Origin of the sequence: Streptomyces sp. NPDC008125 (assembly GCF_042957125.1) — a bacterium.
In the GTDB taxonomy this organism is placed as follows: Bacteria; Actinomycetota; Actinomycetes; order Streptomycetales; family Streptomycetaceae; genus Streptomyces.
The window spans coordinates 285062-302612 of sequence record NZ_JBIBHR010000008.1; the positions used below are offsets into that span (position 1 = coordinate 285062).

The 17551-nt window shown below is 71.3% G+C and carries 15 protein-coding genes and 1 other RNA gene; 3 read left to right on the top strand and 13 right to left on the bottom strand.

All coding sequences use genetic code 11. The features are described from left to right. Positions 1-54 precede the first annotated feature (54 nt). From ACFZAX_RS16550 to ACFZAX_RS16575, 6 genes are all read right to left on the bottom strand, one after another. Positions 55-1197 (bottom strand): uroporphyrinogen-III synthase, encoded by a 1143-nt coding sequence (locus ACFZAX_RS16550; RefSeq protein ID WP_390962237.1) that lies wholly within the window; start codon positions 1195-1197, stop codon positions 55-57. Positions 1198-1353: 156 nt separating this feature from the next. Further along, a complete protein-coding gene (locus ACFZAX_RS16555) occupies positions 1354-2685 on the bottom strand; it encodes an MFS transporter (RefSeq protein WP_390962239.1) in 1332 nt (443 codons plus the stop codon). A 175-nt stretch (positions 2686-2860) separates the two neighbouring features. Then, complete coding sequence (locus ACFZAX_RS16560; protein ID WP_390962240.1) at positions 2861-4351, bottom strand: acyltransferase family protein; 1491 nt, start codon at positions 4349-4351, stop codon at positions 2861-2863. After that, on the bottom strand, positions 4348-6483 hold the full coding sequence (locus tag ACFZAX_RS16565) for a glycosyltransferase (RefSeq protein ID WP_390962304.1): 2136 nt from the start codon (positions 6481-6483) through the stop codon (positions 4348-4350). The genes ACFZAX_RS16560 and ACFZAX_RS16565 overlap by 4 nt, the downstream gene beginning before the upstream one ends. A 63-nt stretch (positions 6484-6546) precedes the next feature. Continuing rightward, complete coding sequence (locus tag ACFZAX_RS16570; RefSeq protein ID WP_390962241.1) at positions 6547-7182, bottom strand: hypothetical protein; 636 nt, start codon at positions 7180-7182, stop codon at positions 6547-6549. Between the two features lie 220 nt (positions 7183-7402). Continuing rightward, positions 7403-8374 carry a LysR family transcriptional regulator gene (locus ACFZAX_RS16575; RefSeq protein ID WP_390962242.1) on the bottom strand — a complete coding sequence of 324 codons (972 nt, stop codon included), beginning with the start codon at positions 8372-8374 and terminating at the stop codon, positions 7403-7405. A 21-nt stretch (positions 8375-8395) separates the two neighbouring features. Between ACFZAX_RS16575 and ACFZAX_RS16580 the strand changes: the two genes are divergently transcribed. After that, positions 8396-9775 carry an MFS transporter gene (locus tag ACFZAX_RS16580; protein ID WP_390962243.1) on the top strand — a complete coding sequence of 460 codons (1380 nt, stop codon included), beginning with the start codon at positions 8396-8398 and terminating at the stop codon, positions 9773-9775. Between the two features lie 158 nt (positions 9776-9933). Then, on the top strand, positions 9934-11184 hold the full coding sequence (locus ACFZAX_RS16585; protein WP_390962244.1) for an alginate lyase family protein: 1251 nt from the start codon (positions 9934-9936) through the stop codon (positions 11182-11184). A 212-nt stretch (positions 11185-11396) separates the two neighbouring features. On the opposite strand, the gene ACFZAX_RS16590 is transcribed toward ACFZAX_RS16585, so the two are convergent. The 6 genes from ACFZAX_RS16590 to ftsE form a co-directional block, all read right to left on the bottom strand. Then, on the bottom strand, positions 11397-11999 hold the full coding sequence (locus tag ACFZAX_RS16590; RefSeq protein WP_390962246.1) for a gamma carbonic anhydrase family protein: 603 nt from the start codon (positions 11997-11999) through the stop codon (positions 11397-11399). Between the two features lie 156 nt (positions 12000-12155). Next, positions 12156-12542: a transfer-messenger RNA gene (gene ssrA, locus ACFZAX_RS16595) on the bottom strand. A gap of 165 nt (positions 12543-12707) precedes the next feature. Continuing rightward, on the bottom strand, positions 12708-13196 hold the full coding sequence (smpB, locus tag ACFZAX_RS16600) for an SsrA-binding protein SmpB (protein WP_390962247.1): 489 nt from the start codon (positions 13194-13196) through the stop codon (positions 12708-12710). 18 nt (positions 13197-13214) lie between these two features. After that, complete coding sequence (locus ACFZAX_RS16605; RefSeq protein ID WP_390962249.1) at positions 13215-14402, bottom strand: S41 family peptidase; 1188 nt, start codon at positions 14400-14402, stop codon at positions 13215-13217. A gap of 68 nt (positions 14403-14470) precedes the next feature. Further along, the gene (gene ftsX, locus ACFZAX_RS16610; protein ID WP_390962250.1) at positions 14471-15388 is read right to left on the bottom strand and encodes a permease-like cell division protein FtsX; all 918 of its coding nucleotides are present in this window, start codon (positions 15386-15388) and stop codon (positions 14471-14473) included. A gap of 47 nt (positions 15389-15435) precedes the next feature. After that, on the bottom strand, positions 15436-16125 hold the full coding sequence (gene ftsE, locus ACFZAX_RS16615; RefSeq protein WP_358760345.1) for a cell division ATP-binding protein FtsE: 690 nt from the start codon (positions 16123-16125) through the stop codon (positions 15436-15438). Positions 16126-16546: 421 nt separating this feature from the next. On the opposite strand from ftsE, the gene ACFZAX_RS16620 reads away from it, so the two are divergent. Beyond that, positions 16547-16744 (top strand): hypothetical protein, encoded by a 198-nt coding sequence (locus ACFZAX_RS16620; RefSeq protein ID WP_390962252.1) that lies wholly within the window; start codon positions 16547-16549, stop codon positions 16742-16744. Positions 16745-16957: 213 nt separating this feature from the next. Here the strand turns inward: ACFZAX_RS16620 and ACFZAX_RS16625 are convergent. Beyond that, a partial coding sequence (locus ACFZAX_RS16625; RefSeq protein WP_390962253.1) for an LPXTG cell wall anchor domain-containing protein occupies positions 16958-17551 on the bottom strand: 594 nt, incomplete at its 5' end.

The following is a 17551-nucleotide window of genomic DNA, read 5'->3' on the forward strand; positions in this document are numbered from 1 at the left end:
CGCCTTCCGTACGAGGCGGGCGGGCGCCTTCCGTGCGAGGGCGGGGGGCCGGTCTCAGTCGCCGTACTTGGTGTCCGCCGCCGGATCGAGGGCCAGCCGGTAGCCGCGCTTGACGACGGTCTGGATCAGGCGGGGCGAGCCGAGCGCGGAGCGCAGCCGGGCCATCGCGGTCTCCACCGCGTGTTCGTCGGTGCCGCTGCCGGGCAGGGCCCGCAGCAGGTCGGCGCGGGAGACCACCCAGCCGGGGCGGCGGGTCAGGGCGTGCAGCAGGGCCATCCCGGCGGGCGGTACGGGGCGCAGCGCCCCGTCGACGAGCGCGGCGTGGCCCCGGACGGTGACCTGGTGGCCGGCGATCGGCAGGGTGCGGGAGCGGGTGGGGAGCTGGGCGCAGAGGAGCTGGACGAGCGGGCCGAGCCGGAAGCGTTCGGGCTGCACGGTCTCGATGCCGCGTGCCTGGAGCGGCAGTGCGGTGACGGGTCCGACGCAGGCGACCAGCAGGTCGTCGTGGAGGGCGCCGAGCACTTCGGGGGCCATGCCGCGGGTCTGGGCGCGGTCGAGGAAGGAGGCGGCGGCGGGGGCGCTGGTGAAGGTGATCGCGTCGAGGCCGCGTGCGGCGGTGAGGTCGAGCATCCGGTCGAGCGGGGCGATGTCCTGCGGCGGCATCCAGCGGTAGACGGGGACGTCGACGACCTCGGCGCCCGCGGCCCGGAGGGTGTCGGCGAAGCCGGGGAGGGGTTCGCCGTGCAGCTGGAGGGCGACGCGGCGGCCGTCCACGCCCTCACCGAGGAGGCGTTCGAGCACTTCGGCCATGGACTCGGAGGCGGGCGACCAGGCCTCGGTGAGTCCGGCGGCCCGGATGGCGCCCTTCACCTTGGGCCCGCGCGCCAGGAGTTCGACGCCGCGCAGCCGTTCCAGGAGCCGGTCGCCGATGCCCCAGCCGTCCGCCGCCTCCACCCAGCCGCGGAATCCGATGGCGGTGGTGGCGACCACGACGTCGGGGGCGTGGTCGATGAGTTGCCTGGTGGCGGTGAGCAGTTCGCTGTCGTCCGCGAGCGGCACGATCCGCAGGGCGGGGGCGTGCACGACCTGGGCGCCCCGGCGCCGGAGGAGCGTACCGAGCTCCTCGGCGCGGCGGGCGGCGGTCACTCCGACCGTGAAGCCCGCGAGGGGGCCGTGCGTCGCTTCGTCTTCCTGCATGGCGTGTTCTACCCGGCTCTCGTTCCCGCGGTCGCTGCCGCTGTGCGGTGGACCGAGCCTGCCAACCCCGCGTGACAGGCTCGGTTCCCCCGTATTTCCCGCCCGTTACGTCGTACGACTCCTGGTGGTCGCCCCCGAAGGGCGTCTGACAGGTTCTCAGACCTCCGCGAGGCCAAGCTGGGCCTGGGCGGGGGCCGCCACCGGGCGGCGAAGGTATACCGCCCAGGTGAGGACGGAGCACACCGCGTAGAAGGCGAGGAAGGACCAGAAGGCGGCCGTGCCGGCGCCGGAGGTCTGGAAGGACTGACGGAACGCCAGGTTGATCGCGAGGCCGCCGACGGCGCCCACGGCGCCGATGAGGCCCATGGCGGCCCCGGAGAGCCGCCGCCCCTCGGCCGCCGCCGCCTCGCCGCGCAGGCCCCGGGCGATCGCCTTGGCGTGGAAGATGCCCGGGATCATCTTGAACGTCGAGCCGTTGCCGAGTCCGGAGAGGGCGAACAGGGCGATGAAGCCGACGAGGAAGAGCGGCAGCGACTCGGTGCCGGAGGCGTGCACGACGACCCCGGTGGCCGCCGCCATCGCCACGAAGTTCCCCAGGGTGATGCGGGCGCCGCCGTGCCGGTCGGCGAGCCGGCCGCCGAGGGGGCGGATCAGCGAGCCGAGCAGCGGGCCGATGAAGGTGAGCGAGGCGGCCTGGAGCGGGGTGCGGCCGAACTGGGTCTGGAGGACCAGGCCGAAGGCGAAGCTGAAGCCGATGAAGGAGCCGAAGGTGCCGACGTAGAGGACCGCCATGATCCAGGTGTGCGCTTCGCGGACCGCCTGCTTCGCGGCCCCGGTGTCGTTCCGTACGGGCGTGAGGTTGTCCATGTACCGGGCGGCGCAGAGCGCGGCGAGGACGATGAGCGGGACGTAGACGCCGAGGACGATCCGGGGGTGGGTGGCTCCGGCGGTGCCGATGACCAGCAGGCCGATGAGCTGCACGACGGGGACGCCGATGTTGCCGCCGCCCGCGTTGAGGCCGAGCGCCCAGCCCTTCTCGCGCAGCGGGAAGAAGGCGTTGATGTTGGTCATCGAGGAGGCGAAGTTGCCGCCGCCGATCCCGGCGAGCGCGGCGACGGCCACGAAGGTGGCGTACGAGGTGCCGGGCTCCATCACCACGAACGCGACGGCGGTCGGCACCAGCAGCGAAAGGGCGCTGAACACCGTCCAGTTGCGGCCTCCGAACCGGGCGACGGCGAAGGTGTAGGGGACCCGGACGACCGCCCCGACCAGGGTGGCGGTGGAGATCAGGAAGAACTTCCCGGCCGGATCGATCCCGTACTCCGGGCCCATGAAGAGGACCATCACCGACCACAGCGACCAGACGGAGAAGCCGATGTGCTCGGAGAGGACGGAGAACCAGAGGTTCCGGCGGGCCACCCGGCGGCCCGTCCTCTGCCAGAAGGTCTCGTCCTCCGGGTCCCACTGCTCGATCCAACGGCCAGCCATCACGCGCCTCCACAAGGGGTCGGGGTGTTGCTCCCGACGCTAGGGAGTGCGCGTTTCCGCGCGGTGCCGTGAGGTGACCGGTGCGCAACCTTGCTCTCACCGGGCCGCGCGGGGCCCGGTGAGAAGAAGGTGGCGTGCGCGGGGCCCGGTGGGACCCGGCGGTGGTGCGCGGCCGTCAGTGCCGGTGGTGGCCGCCGCCGCCGGCCGCCGCCGGTACGGGTGTGGGTCTGGCGGGCTTGCCGGAGGGCCAGAGCCGCGGTCTGCGTTTCGCCGCGACGTCCTCCACCCAGCCGAAGGCCAGGATCGCGAGCCCGGTCAGCGGCCAGATCAGGATCAGGCTGAGCCCGTTGTAGAGGCCGTCGGAGTAGGCGCCGAGGTGCTCGTCGACCCAGCCGATCTTCCACATCTGGTCAATGAGCGGCACGGTCGCCATGAGCAGCAGGTTGTGCCATATGTAGATCGTCACGGCCCGGTTGTTGGCGAGCGTGACGAGCCCGTCGTACGGGGCGAGGCGGCCGGGCAGCTTCTCCCAGGACGGGGCGTACTGGAGCAGGATCAGGCAGAACCCGAAGGACCAGGTGGCCTGGGCGAGCGGGATCTCGTCGAGGTTCCAGCCCTCGTCGGTGAGGTGCCCGGAGGCCCACCAGATACCGAAGCCCATGATGATCGCGGCCGAGGAGACGGCGAGGTAGCGCGGGACCTGCTTGAGCAGTCCGTCGTGGTGCGCGAAGCCGAGGATCCAGCAGGAGGCGAACACCGTGAAGTCCACGACGCCTTCGCCGGTGGCGCCCGGGATGGTGACCAGTCCGGTGCCGAAGACCGCGGTGAGGCCGATCGGCGCGAGCATCGTCACCCAGGGCAGCTTGCGGAACGCCTTGAGCAGCAGCGGGGACGCGATCACGAACCACAGGTAGGCGCGGATGTACCAGAGCGGTCCGGCCGCCTGGTCGGCCCAGCTGGTTTCGAACCAGCCGCCGTCGGAGCCGCTCACCTCGGGGTATGGCGGGGAGCCCACCGGCAGGAGATAGCTGCCCAGGCGGACGAACCACCAGAGCCCCTCCTCCTTCACGGGCTTCCAGCCGAGCCAGAGCATCGTGGGCAGGGCGAAGGCGGAGAACAGCCACATGGGGGGCAGCAGGCGCCGCACCCGGCTGCGGATGACGCTCCAGGCGGGGCGGGCCAGTGAGCGGGCCATCAGCGACCCGGCCAGGGTGAACATCACGCCCATGGAAGGGAAGAGGACGGTCAGCCAGGCCCAGCCGAAGAGGTGGTACACCACCACGCGGACCAGGGCGACGGAACGCAGCAGGTCCAGGTAGCGGTCGCGCGTCGGCCGCTTCGGTGCGGTCTCCCCTGCGTCTCCGGCGTCCCGGGCCCCGTGGGGCGCCTCCGGCACGGCCGGGCCTCCGGCGTGCCGCCCGTGGTGCGGGGCGGGGTACGCGGCGCCGGTGGCCTCACCGGGGTGCACGGTGCCGTTCCCGGCGCCGGGGTACGCGGCGCCGGAGCCGTCGCCGAGGTAGCTGCCGGGGCCGGTGGCGTACGGCATCGACGGCGTGGGGGCTCCGGGCGCCCGGTGGGACTGCGGGGCGCGGCGGTGCCCCGCGGGGGCGGGGACGCGACGCCGTGTGGTGTCCTCGCCGCTCGGGGTGGGTTCGTTCCAGCTCATCGGACGGGCCTCCGGTGGTCGGCGCCGACGGCGGCACGCGCTCCCGGTGCCGCGCCGGGGGCGTCCAGGACGCCGGTTCGGCGCAGCTTCTGCCAGCGCAGCCGGCCGCCGGTGAGGGCGGTGATCCAGGACTGGAGCAGCACGACGTACATGAGCTGCCGGTAGAGGATCTGCTGGAGCGGCAGGGAGATCAGGTGGGTCATGCGTTCCTTGTCGAGCCGGAACGCGTAGGCGGCGCAGACGACCTGGACCGCCAGCACGCCGAACCAGGCGGCGACGGTCTTGCCGGTGGGGCCGAAGATCAGGCCGTACACCAGGAAGACGTCGATGAGCGGGGCGAGCAGCGGGGCGACCACCATGAACAGGGAGACGAACGGCAGGCCGACGCGGCCGAAGCGGCCGGAGTGGCCGCGGTCGAAGACGGCGCCCCGGTGCTTCCAGATGGCCTGCATGGTGCCGTAGGACCAGCGGTAGCGCTGGGACCACAGCTGCTGCACGGACTCCGGCGCCTCGGTCCAGGCGCGGGCGTTCTCCGAGTAGACGACGTCCCAGCCGTCGCGGTGGAGGGCCATCGTGATGTCGGTGTCCTCGGCGAGGGTGTCCTCGCTCATGCCGCCGACCCGGTCCAGCGCGTCGCGGCGGAAGGCTCCGACCGCACCGGGGATGGTGGGCATGCAGCGCAGGACGTCGTACATCCGGCGGTCCAGGTTGAAGCCCATCACGTACTCGATGTGCTGCCAGGCCCCGATCAGCGAGTCGCGGTTGCCGACCTTGGCGTTGCCCGCCACCGCGCCGACCTTGGGGTCGGCGAAGGGCTGCACGAGCTCGCGGACGGTGGACGGCTCGAAGACGGTGTCGCCGTCCATCATCACGACGATGCCGTAACGGGCGTGCGCGATGCCGTTGTTGAGCGCGGCGGGCTTGCCCGCGTTCTGCTGGCGCACCACGCGGACGCCTGGCAGCCGCATGTCCTCGACGATGTCGGCGGTGCCGTCCGTCGAGCCGTCGTCGATGACGATGACCTCGATCGGGTGGTCACTGGCCATCAGGGAACGGACGGTCGCCTCGATGCACTTGCGCTCGTTGTACGCGGGGACGAGCACCGTCACCGGTTCGGTGACGGGCTGGTCGCCCCAGCGGAAGGTACGGCGGCGGACCCGGCGGGCGTGCACGAAGGAGAGCAGCAGCATCAGGCCGAAGCGGCTGATGACGAGGACGCCGACCACGGAGAGGCCGGCCACCAGGACGCCGGTGACATCCTCGGAGAAGCCCACGGCGGTGACGAAGATCTTGCCCTTCCAGAGCGCGGAACCGCTGACCGGGGTGAGCGCGCTCGGGGCGCCGAGGGCGGTGGTCAGGTTGGTGAACTCGTACCCGCTCTCCTGCATGGACGGCAGGAAGGTGTCGAGCGCTTTCACCGTCTGGGACCGGTCACCCCCCGAGTCGTGCATCAGGATGATCGCGCCCTTGCCGTGCTTGGGCGTGGCGTTCTTGATGATCGTCCGGACGCCGGGGCGCTTCCAGTCCTCGCTGTCGGTGTTGTTGACGACGGTGAGGTAGCCGCGGCTGCCGATGTACTGGGCGACGGGCCAGGACTTGTCGTCCATCGCGTCGGCGAACGAGGAGTACGGCGGCCGGAAGAGGGAACTGTGCACACCGGCGGCGCCCGCGAGGGCGAGCTGGTTCTCGGAGAGCTCCCAGTCGATCCGGCTGGTGGTCTGGTAGGAGAGGTCCGGGTGGTTGAAGGTGTGCAGGCCGACCTCGTGGCCCTCGTCCACCATCCGCTTGACGAGCTCCGGGTAGCGGGAGGCCATGGTGCCGGTGACGAAGAACACGCCGTGGGCGTGGTACTCCTTCAGCTTGTCCAGCACCCGGGGCGTCCACTCGGGGTCCGGACCGTCGTCGAAGGTCAGCACGATGTGGTGGTCGGGGATGCGGACCGAGGTGGCGGGCTCGGTCTTCGACCGTGCGTCGATGACGGGGCCGCCGTCGAGGATGTGCTCGGGGACCTGGTCGGTGCCGACGGGGTTACGGACGCGGTGGTCGGCGGAGATCTCGCTGTTCACGTAACCGCGCAGCACGAGCATCGCGAGCAGGGCCACCAGAAGCAGGAACGGCAGGAGATAGCGCAGCGGCAATCGACGCTTGGCCTTCGCCTTGCGGCGACTCCTGACCAGCGGTGCGGGCTGAGTCATTTACGGGATGCTGCTTTCTGGTGTTGCAGTCGGGTCGGTGGTGGCGGAAGCCGCCGGATCCTCGGGCGTGACCGGCGGATCGACCGGATCCGTGGTGGTGTCGGTGGGCGGCGCGGACGCCGACGCGGAAGGCCTGGCGCTCGTTCCGCCGCTGCTCGCGCCCGATCCGGCCGGCCGGCCGGCGGTGGCGCTCGCGGCGGGGTTCACGGCGGACGAGGGGGCGACGGACGTGCTGGTCGACGGGTCGGTGCCGGCCGGGTCGGCGTTGCCCGTGGCTCCGGCGTCGGGCGTCGGACCGGTGGTGGCGCCGGGGTCGGTGGCGCCGGAGACGCCGGCCGGGGCGGAGGGGTCGACGGAGGGCGCGTCCGCGTCCTTCTCCTTGTCCCCGCTCTTCTGCTGCTCCTGGCTGGTGAGCGGCAGCCACGGGGCCGCCGAGCTTCCGCCGAGGAGCGAGAGGACGAGGACGGTGGCGAAGGCGGCACAGCCCAGGGCCACCAGCCAGCCGGCCCGTCGGAAGTTCTTGCTGCGGCGGCCACTCTCGTCCACGAAGACGGGGCCGTCCGAAGCCTCCTGCGTGCGGGGATCGGTCTTGAGCTCGGAGAGCTGACGTCCCAGCCCGTCCAGTTGGATCGTCACGTCATGAGGCTCATGGCTGTGCCCGGTCCGGGTGCCTTCTCGCCAGTTGTCCACAGGTGTACGCACATCCCCCACTCAATGATTCCGGCGCACATGAATGACTGGTTTCATGCCGTCGGACTGGGTCCCCACCCCGTCCGCGCACCACGTTCCCCATGTGCCCGGACTGATGAATGTAGCGCACGATGCTGACGCCAACGTCCCCGGATCGGGTTGTCCTTCACCTCGGGAACGCCATCGCCGCGGCGTCCGCTTCGGGCAGCCAGGAATCAGGTGGACGTACCATCCACCCTTCTGACGACTGAAGTTGAACGGCGGCGGTACGGAGGGCGTCCAGACCGGGGTGCCGCATCCCCTTCCGGTGCACCAGCAGGAGCGGGGAGAGCGGGACGGGGCGTACGAGGGGGCGGAGCACGGTGCCCGGAAGCGGAGGAAATCCGACAACCGCGAGCACCGGGTGCCCCGTCTTCGCCATGATCCGTTGAAATTCGGCCACTCCTACCGCAAGCGGAGTGGGCGGTGCCAGATGGATGCCCCACTCTTCGAAAAGAAGAGCGGCAAGGCCGGTCCACTCCAGCGTGCGCGCATTGCCCGCCCCGGCGTAGACGGTTTCCCCGGCCAGGTCGGCGAGGGCGACGACCTCGCGTGGAGCGAGAGGATGAGCGGACGGCAGCAGGACGGCCATCGGCTCGTAGCGCACCGGCAGCGCGGTCAGCCCGGCGCGGACGGCGGGGTCGAGGCCGCCGGCCCGGCCGAAGGAGGCGTCCAGCCGTCCGGCGAGGATCTCCCCGGCGGCCCAGGTGAGACCGGACTCGAACCGCGCCATCAGCTCGCATTCCGGGGCGAGTTCGCGCGCCCGGTCGAGCACCCGGGCGGCGGTCATCCCGTCCGTGTTCAGGTCCACGAGGAGCGGCCGGGCCGCCGCGTCGGCGAAGGCGGCGCCGAGGGCGGCGTGTGCGTCGAGCACCCGGCGGGCGTGCGGGACGAGCCGTTCGCCGTCCGGGGTGAGGACGACCTGCCGGGTGGTACGGACGAACAGCGCGGTACCGAGCAGCCGCTCCAGCCTGCGGATGTCCCGGCTCAGTGCCTGCTGGGCCACGAAGAGGCGGGCGGCGGCCCGGGTGAAGTGCAGGTCCTCGGCGACGGCGAGGAAGGCGCGCAGCAGCCGGGGATCGAGGTCGGGGACGGTCACCCGGGGGAATCTACAACACACATGCGTGAATCGGGCCAGGACCGGTGTTGGACCGGACGGCCGTGCGCGGCCGAGGCTGCGGGGGTGCCGAACCCTGCCCCCGCCACCGCCTCCCCTCCCCCTCTCTCCGCCGGGTCCACCGGGTCCTCCGGGTCCTCCGGGTCCGCCGGGTCCGCCGGGTCCGCCGGGTCCCCCTCCCCCGCATCCGCGGGGCCCGTGCCCCGCAACGCGTATCTGCGGCTGCTGCGCACCCCGGGCGCCCGCGCCTTCACCGCGGGGAACCTGCTCGCCCGGCTGCCGGTGGGGATGTTCAGCGTCAGCGCGGTGCTGATGATCGCCGGGTCGCGTGGCTCGTACGCACTGGCGGGGGCGGTGACCGCGACCGGCCTGGTGGCGACGGCCGCGGTGGCCCCGCTGACGGCCCGGCTGGTCGACCGGTACGGCCAGGCCCGGATCGCCGTGCCCGCCACCGCGCTCGCCGTGTCCGGCTCGCTCGCCCTGGCGCTCTGCGTCCGCCTCGGCACCCCTGCCTGGACCCTCTTCGTCGCGTACGCGGCCACGGCGACCGCCCCCAACACCGGCGGGATGTCCCGGGCCCGCTGGTCGCATCTGCTCCGGAACGACCCGGCCACCCTGCACACCGCCAACTCCTTCGAGCAGGCCGCCGACGAGCTCTGCTTCATGCTCGGCCCGGTCCTCGCCGCCGCCCTCTGCGGCACCCTCTTCCCGGAGGCGGGCACGGTCACCGGCGCGGTGCTGATGATGACCGGCATCCTGGTCTTCGCCGCCCAGCGCGCCACGGAGCCGCCGGTGGCCCCCCGTACCGTCCGGGCCCGGTCGCCGTTCCGCTCCCCCGGCATGCCCGCGCTGCTCGCCGTGTTCCTGGCGACGGGCGCGGTCTTCGGCACGATGGAGGTCGTCTCGATCGCGCACGCCGGAGGCGCCGTCCTCGCCCTCCAGGCCACCGGCTCCTGCGTGGCCGGACTGCTCTACGGAGCGCTGCGCCCGGCCCGTGACCTCGGCCGCCGGCTGGCGCTCTGCCTCGCCGCGATGTCCGCGCTGATGTGCCTGCCACTGCTCGCGGTGGCCACCACCGGCTCGCTGGTCGCCCTCGCGCTCTGCCTGCTGGCGGCGGGCGCGGCGACCGCGCCGACCATGGTGACCGGGATGACGCTCGTACAACGCCTGACCCCCGCCGCCCAGTTGAACGAGGGCATGACCCTCGCGGTGACCGCCCTGCTCGGCGGTGTCGCCGCCGGCTCGGCCACCGGCGGCTGGCTGGTGGAGCACGCGGGCACGGCCGCGGGGTACGCCGCTCCCGCCTGCGCCGCAGGACTGGCGTTCGCCGTCTCGGCCGTGGGCACGGGACGGGCGGGACGTGCCAAGGCCGCCACCGGATGACCACCCGGGGACACCCCGTTTACGTACATGAACAGTGGGTGAGCTGGGGCTCTCGCGCGCGGTCTTGACGGCTTCCTGGTCTGTACCTATGGTCACCGGCCAGCAGGCGTGTTCAACCCCCAGTGCTTCGTTCACGTACGAGAACGGATGGCCCCCACATGCCAGTCGCCCCCGCACCCTCCCCCACGGCCGTACCCGCCCCCGCGATCCGCCGCCGTCCCCGGCGCCCCGGGCTGCTCCTCACCGTGGCCGCCGCGACGGCGGCGCTCGTCGTCGGCTTCCTCTCGGGCCCCGCCGCCCCGCGCGCCGAGGCCGCGCCGGCCGCCTTCACCCACCCCGGGGTCACGGTCTCCCGGGGGCAGCTGGACTTCGCCCGTACCCAGGTGAACGCCGGCGCTCAGCCCTGGAAGGGCGCGTACGACCAGATGATCGCGAGCGGTTACGCGAGTCTGAGCCGCACCGCCAAGCCCCGCGCGACCGTCGAGTGCGGCTCCTACTCCAACCCCAACAACGGCTGTACGGACGAGCGCGAGGACGCGATCGCCGCGTACACCGACGCCCTCGCCTGGTACATCACCCGCGACGAGCGGTACGCGAAGAAGTCCATCGAGCTGATGGACGCCTGGTCGGCGACGATCACCGGCCACACCAACAGCAACGCCCCGCTCCAGACCGGCTGGGCGGGCTCCTCGTGGCCCAAGGCCGCCGAGATCATCAAGTACACGTACACCGGCACCTGGGCCAACTCGGCGCGCTTCTCGACCATGTTGCGGAACGTCTATCTGCCGCAGCTCATCAACGGCTCCAACTCCAACGGCAACTGGGAGCTGTCGATGATGGAGGCCGCCGTGGGCATCTCCGTCTTCCTGGAGGACAAGACCTCCTACGACAAGGCCATGGCGAAGTTCCGCACCCGTACGGCGGCGTACGTCTACCTCGCCTCGGACGGCGCGGTGCCCAAGACCGTACCGAGCCAGAACCTCGACACCACGGCGAAGATCGTCAGCTTCTGGCAGGGCCAGTCCACCTTCGCCACCGGGCTCACCCAGGAGACCTGCCGCGACTTCACGCACACCGGTTACGGCATCTCGGCCATCTCGCACATCGCGGAGACCAGCCGCATCCAGGGCCAGGACCTGTACGGCACGGACGTCGGCGAGCGGCTGCGCCAGGCCCTCGGGTTCCAGTCCAGGTACCAGCGCGGCGAGGCCGTCCCGAGCTGGCTCTGCGGCGGGTCCCTCAACCTCGGCCTCGGCCCCGTCACCGAGGTCGGCTACAACGCCCTGCACAACCGCCTCGGCATCGCGATGACCAACACCCAGGCGCTGACCGAGCAGAACCGCCCGGCCGGCAGCAACAACCTCTTCGTGGCCTGGGAGACCCTGACCCACGGCGACAACCCGAACTGAGCCCGGCGGATTCTCCCGGCCGGTCCGGAGGGCCCCGGGTCACCCGGACCAGCCGCGTCGGCCAGGCGGAGGCAGGAGGCAGGAGGCAGGAGGCAGGAGGCAGGAGGCAGGAGGCAGGAGGCACCGTACCCGGGCCCGACGTTGCGGCTTCGGTGGCCGGACTCCGGCACGGGTGACGCGGTCCACCGGTGACCGCGGGTCCCGCCGGCAGCTCACACCTCGCGGTCGTCGCGATGACGCCCCAGGGCACGGCCGAAGCGTTCCGAGACCGCGGGCATGATGCTTTCGCCCTCCACCGGTCTGTCCAGCCCGAAGACGTAGCCGGGGAAGTCGAGTTCCTTCTGCACCGCCCAGATCGCCTCGTGCTCCTGCGGCGGAAACACCTGGGCCGGGTCGCCGACGGCGATCCAGCCGATGGGCACCGTGGTGTCCGGGGGCAGCACGGTGCGCAGGTGCACGATCCCGTTGATCCTCACCTCGGTACGGGTACCGATGCGGGCCCCGTTGAAGACCCGGCTGCCGGTCGCCAGGAACACCTCGTCCTCGACCGTGCACCCGGTCAGGTACGAGCCGGGGCCGACCAGGACCGAACGTCCCAGCCGCAGGGGGTCGCGGCGGGTGCCGCGCAGGACCGCGTTCTCCATGACGATGCATCCCTCGCCGAGTTCGACGGGCCCTCCCTCGGCGGTCAGTACCGCGCCGAACAGCACCCGGCAGCCGGGACCGACGCGTACGTCTCCGCTGAGGGTGGCCGTAGGGGCCACGTAGGCCGAGGGGTGCACGGTCGGCGACACGCCTTCATGGTCGATGAGCATGCCCAGGATCATGCGGCACACGGGTCGCCCCCGCCAGGGATTTCCGGCGGTCGGGACGGGACCGGGGTTCGGCCCGCTCCCGGCGTACCGAACGGGAAGAACGCGAAAAAGCCTCTGCCCCGCGAGCGGACTCGCGGGGCAGAGGCTTACATGGGGTTGTGGAGATGGCGGGAATCGAACCCGCGTCCAACGGTGCGGAACCAGGGCTTCTCCGAGTGCAGTTCGCTGCGCTTTTCTCGGCCCCGGAGGTCACGCGAACAAGCCTCCGACAGGCTCAGTCACTGTTTGATTTCCTTCCAAACCCCGTGACCGGGCTTAGAAGTTTAGATCCCTAGTTGATGCCAGGATCCGGGTCGGGATCACCCCCGGGCTGACACTCCGCAGAGTCTTCGCTAGCTGCTAATTAGGCAGCGAGGGCGAAGGCGGAGGAATCGCGCTTGGAATTGGCGATTATTTTTTGCGACATATGGTTTACGAGATCATTGCCGCTTCCTCGACTCGCTTCCCCTGCTTCGACATCCGCTGTCGAAACCGATCATCCCCATGTTGATTTTTCAAAACGCACACCCTCGCTGGGGTGCACGGCCCATCGTACGTGACCAACGCCGGACGATGCCAGCGTATTCCCGCCGGTCACCCTCCCCGTCTGCCCCGGACCGCGCCGCACGAACCCGCAGGGGCCCCTGAGCCTGCCCGGACCGGGCAGGCTCAGGCGCTGCGCTGCCGTCGGCGGGCCGCCGAGACGGCGCGGTTGGTCTCGCGGGTGTCCTGCTTCTCGCGGAGCGTCTGACGCTTGTCGTACTCCTTCTTGCCCTTGGCGAGCGCGATCTCGACCTTGACCCGGCCGTCCTTGAAGTACAGGGCGAGCGGGACGATGGTGTGCCCGGTCTCCTTGGACTTCGACTCCAGCTTGTCGATCTCGGCCCGGTGCATCAGCAGCTTCCGCTTCCGCTTCGCCGCGTGGTTGGTCCACGTGCCCTGCACGTACTCGGGTACGTGGATGTTGTGCAGCCACGCCTCGTGCTGGTCGATCTGGACGAAGCCGTCCACCAGCGAGGCCCTGCCCATCCGCAGGGACTTCACCTCGGTCCCCATGAGCACGAGCCCGCACTCGTAGGTGTCGATGATGAGGTAGTCGTGCCGCGCCTTCTTGTTCTGCGCGATCATCTTGCGCCCGGTGTCTTTTTCCTTGGCCATAGTGCGGTCATTTTCGCACTACGACCCACCCCCGAGGCCACTCAATACCGTCTCGGCCCGTTCCAGGGCTCCCGAGCCCGCCACCAGGTCCGGGGTGATCCCCCGGCCCTCGACCCCCCGGCCGCCCGGCGTGCGGTACTGCCCGACGGTCAGCTCCGCCACCGCGCCGTCCGGCAGCTCGCTCGGCATCTGCACCGAACCCTTGCCGAAGGTGGGCGAACCGACCGTGACCGCACGGCCCCGGTCCTGGAGGGCGCCGGTCAGCAGTTCGGCGGCGCTCATCGTGCCGCCGTCGACGAGCACCACGAGCGGACGGGTCGTGTCGCCGCCCGCGTCCGCGTACAGGGCGCGCTGCTCCCCGTGCACGTCGTACGTGGCGACCAGGCCGCCGTCGAGGAAGGCGGACGCGGCGACGACCGCCTCGCCGACCAGACCGCCGCTGTTGGCGCGCAGGTCGAGCAGGATTCCGGCGTCGCCGGGGGCGGACCGCACCGCGTCGCGGATCTCGCCGCCCGCGCCCCGGGTGAAGGCCGTCGCCTTGATCAGCACGGTGGAGGTGGGGGCGGTGCCGAGCCGGCGCACGGTGACGGGCTCGGTGGTGAGCCGGGCGCGGCGCAGGAACTCCGTGCGGGCGCGACCGTCGCGTTCCACGCCGAGGACGACGGAGGACCCGGCCTTCTCCCCCGTACCGTCGCCGCGCAGCCGGGCCACGACCTCGGCGACGGGGCGTCCCCGGGTGCGGGTGCCGTCCACGGAGGTGAGTACGTCGTCGGCGCGGATGCCCGCACGGTCGGCGGGACCGCCGGGCTCGACCCGGGCCACCCGCACCCGGCCGTCGGCGGTGCGGCGGGCGGAGAGACCGACTCCGGTGTACGAGCCGTCGAGAGCCTGCTCGAACTCCTCGTACTCGCGCTCGTCGTAGACCGCGCCCCAGCGGTCGCCGCTGCGGCTGACGAGTTCCTCGGCGGCCTGGGTGGCCGACTTCCCGTCCGCGGCGGCTCCGGCCGCTGCCGCCGCCAACTTCTGCCGGTCCACGGGAGCGGAGGAGGAGGCGGCCGGGCGGGGCCCCGCACCCGCACGGGCGGGCTCGTCGCGCGGCAGCGATCCGGTGGCCGCGCCGGTGGCGAGTACTCCCGCGAACACCAACGACAGGGCCGCCCCGCGGCGCAGGCCGCGGGGCCCGTACCGGTACAAGGGCCCCTGCATGGCAGCGAGTCTAGGACAAACCCCCTGGGCCGCACGGGCACTTCCCCGTGCGGCCCAGGGGGCGCATGTCACACCTTGAGGTACTTGCGGAGCGCGAACAGCGCGGCGACCGCGGGCATCAGAAGCCCGATCGCGAGGACCAGCGGCAGTTTGGTGATGACCGCGTCCCAGCCGATGAAGTCGATCAGGTTCAGCTTGCTCTGCAGGGAGAGGCCGGCGTCGATGAGGAAGTAGCGGGCCGCTATCAGCAGGACACAGGCCAGCAGACCGCCGATCAGCCCGGCGAAGGCCGCCTCCATGATGAACGGCATCTGGATGTAGAAGCCCGAGGCGCCGACGAGCCGCATGATGCCGGTCTCGCGTCTCCGGCTGAACGCCGACACCCGCACGGTGTTGACGATCAGCATCAACGCGATGACGAGCATCAACGCCATGACGAACAGGGCGGCGACGTTCATGCCGTTCATCAACTCGAAGAGGTTGTCCAGAATCGATCTCTGGTCCTGGACGGACTGCACCCCGTCCCGCCCGGCGAAGGCGGTGGCGACGACCTTGTACTTCGTCGGGTCCTTGAGCTTGACGCGGAAGCTCTCCTGCATCTGGTCGGGCGTGATGTTGCCCGCCATCTGCGTGTCGCCGAACTGGTCCTGGTAGTGCTTGTACGCCTCGTCGATGTTCTCGAAGGTGACGGTGTCGACGGCCGCCATCTTCTTGAGGTCGGTCTCGATCTCCTTCTTCTGCGCGTCGGTCACGGCGCCGTTGGAACACTTCGGCGTGTCCTGGGCCTCGTCCTTGTTGCACAGGAAGATGGAGACGTTGACCTTGTCGTACCAGTAGTCCTTCATCGTGCTGACCTGCTCGCGGAGCAGCAGCGCGCCGCCGAACAGGGCGAGCGAGAGGGCGACGGAGACCACCACGGCGAAGGTCATCGTGAGGTTGCGCCGGAGACCGACGCCGATCTCCGACAGGACGAACTGGGCGCGCATGGCGTCCTTTCAGTACTCGATGCTCAGATGCTCAGTGCTGGGGCCGCTCAGTGCTGGTAGCCGTAGACGCCGCGCGTCTGGTCCCGCACGAGGCGTCCCTGTTCCAGCTCGATGACGCGCTTGCGCATCTGGTCGACGATGTTCTGGTCGTGGGTCGCCATGATCACGGTGGTGCCGGTCCGGTTGATCCGGTCCAGCAGCTTCATGATGCCCACGGAGGTCTGCGGGTCGAGGTTGCCGGTCGGCTCGTCGGCGATCAGCAGCATCGGCCGGTTGACGAACGCCCGCGCGATGGCGACGCGCTGCTGCTCACCGCCGGAGAGCTCGCCGGGCATGCGGTCCTCCTTGCCGCCGAGGCCCACCAGATCGAGCACCTGCGGCACGGCCTTGCGGATCTCGCCGCGCGGCTTGCCGATGACCTCCTGCGCGAAGGCCACGTTCTCGGCGACGGTCTTGTTGGGGAGGAGGCGGAAGTCCTGGAACACCGTGCCCAGTTGGCGGCGCATCTGGGGCACCTTCCAGTTGGACATGCGGGCCAGGTCCTTGCCGAGCACATGGACCATGCCCTGGCTCGCGCGCTCCTCACGGAGGATCAGGCGCATGAAGGTGGACTTGCCGGAGCCCGAGGAGCCCACCAGGAAGACGAACTCGCCCTTCTCGATGTCGAGCGAGACATCGCGCAGCGCGGGGCGGCTCTGCTTCGGGTAGGTCTTCGAGACGTTGTCGAATCGGATCACGGAGGCACCATGGTCGGCCGGGAGTATGTGTGCGTGACCCTACGCGAATGCTTCCCGGCCGCGCAGGCGGCGTCTACGGATGGGTGATTTATGCCGGAACATGAGCCGGAACGCGTCGAGTCGGGTCCGCCCTCCGGAACCCGCGGACGCCCTCCGCTCCCCCGTCGGAACGGTGCGTGACCGACCGCACGGCCGCCCCCTCCCGCGTCCCGTACGGCGCTCCCCGGCGGGCCCGCGCCGAAAGACGCCGGAGCTGGCACAGTGGTAGGGGGAACGGTCACGCTCCCCGGAGCGTTGTGGGGACGGACGGCCGTCCAGTCGCATGCAGGGCGATCGGACGCGCACGGAGCGATCGGGCACGCATAGGGCGTCCGGTCGATACGGCCCAGGACGATTCCGCCGCGCGGGAGGAGGAGTGCGCATGACCTACGACAGACTGGTGTGTGCGAACTGTGCGGCGCCCGTGAACGAGGGCCGCTGCCCCGTCTGCCGCGCGAGCCGCGAGCGCCTGCGCCAGCAGGACCAGGGCCCGCTCGGCGGGATGAACCCGATGGTGTTGATCGCCCTGCTCGTGGTGCTGGTGGGCGCGGTCGCGCTGCTGGCCCAGCAGGTGGCGTAGCTCCGGCGGCTCCTCCCCGTCGGCCCCGCGCCCCGGCCGGAAGGCGCCCATGAGGCGCTTGTACGGCTCCGAGGCGCGTCGCGCTCCTCCCCGCCACGCGGGAGGCCCCAGGGGCCCCGTTCGCGCGTGAGGGCCCGGGGAGCGGTGAAGCTCTCCCCGGGCCCTCAGCGGTGTTTCCTCGCGCTGCCTGGGCCGCGCCCAGGAGCCGGTGGCTCAGACGGCGGTGCGACCGGCCGCCAGACGCGGCAGGAAGCGGAAGCCGATGCCGCCGGCGATCATGGTCGCGGCGCCGAGCAGCAGGAAGGTGGTCTCGGCCGCACCGGTCTCGGCGAGCTCGTCCTTGCCCTTGCCCTGCTCGACCGGCTTGTTGCCGACGCTGTCCGTGTCGGTGTTGTTCGACTCGACGCACTCGGCACCGTCGAGGGTGACGGTGCAGGTCTCGTCGGTGCCGCCGGTGGAGGAACCACCGTTGGCACCGGTCGAGCCGGTGGTGCCGGTCGAGCCGGTGCCGCCCGTCGAGGTCGAGCTGCCGCCGGACGTCCCGGTGCCACCACTGGTGACCGAGGACTCGGTCCCACCGTTGGTCACGGAGGACTCCGCGCCACCATCGGTGACCGAAGACTCCGCACCACCGTCCGTGACCGAGGACTCCGCCCCACCGTCCGTGACCGAGGACTCCGCCCCACCATCGGTGACCGAAGACTCCGCACCACCGTCCGTGACCGAGGACTCCGCCCCACCATCGGTGACCGAAGACTCCGCACCACCGTCCGTGACCGAGGACTCCGCCCCACCATCGGTGACCGA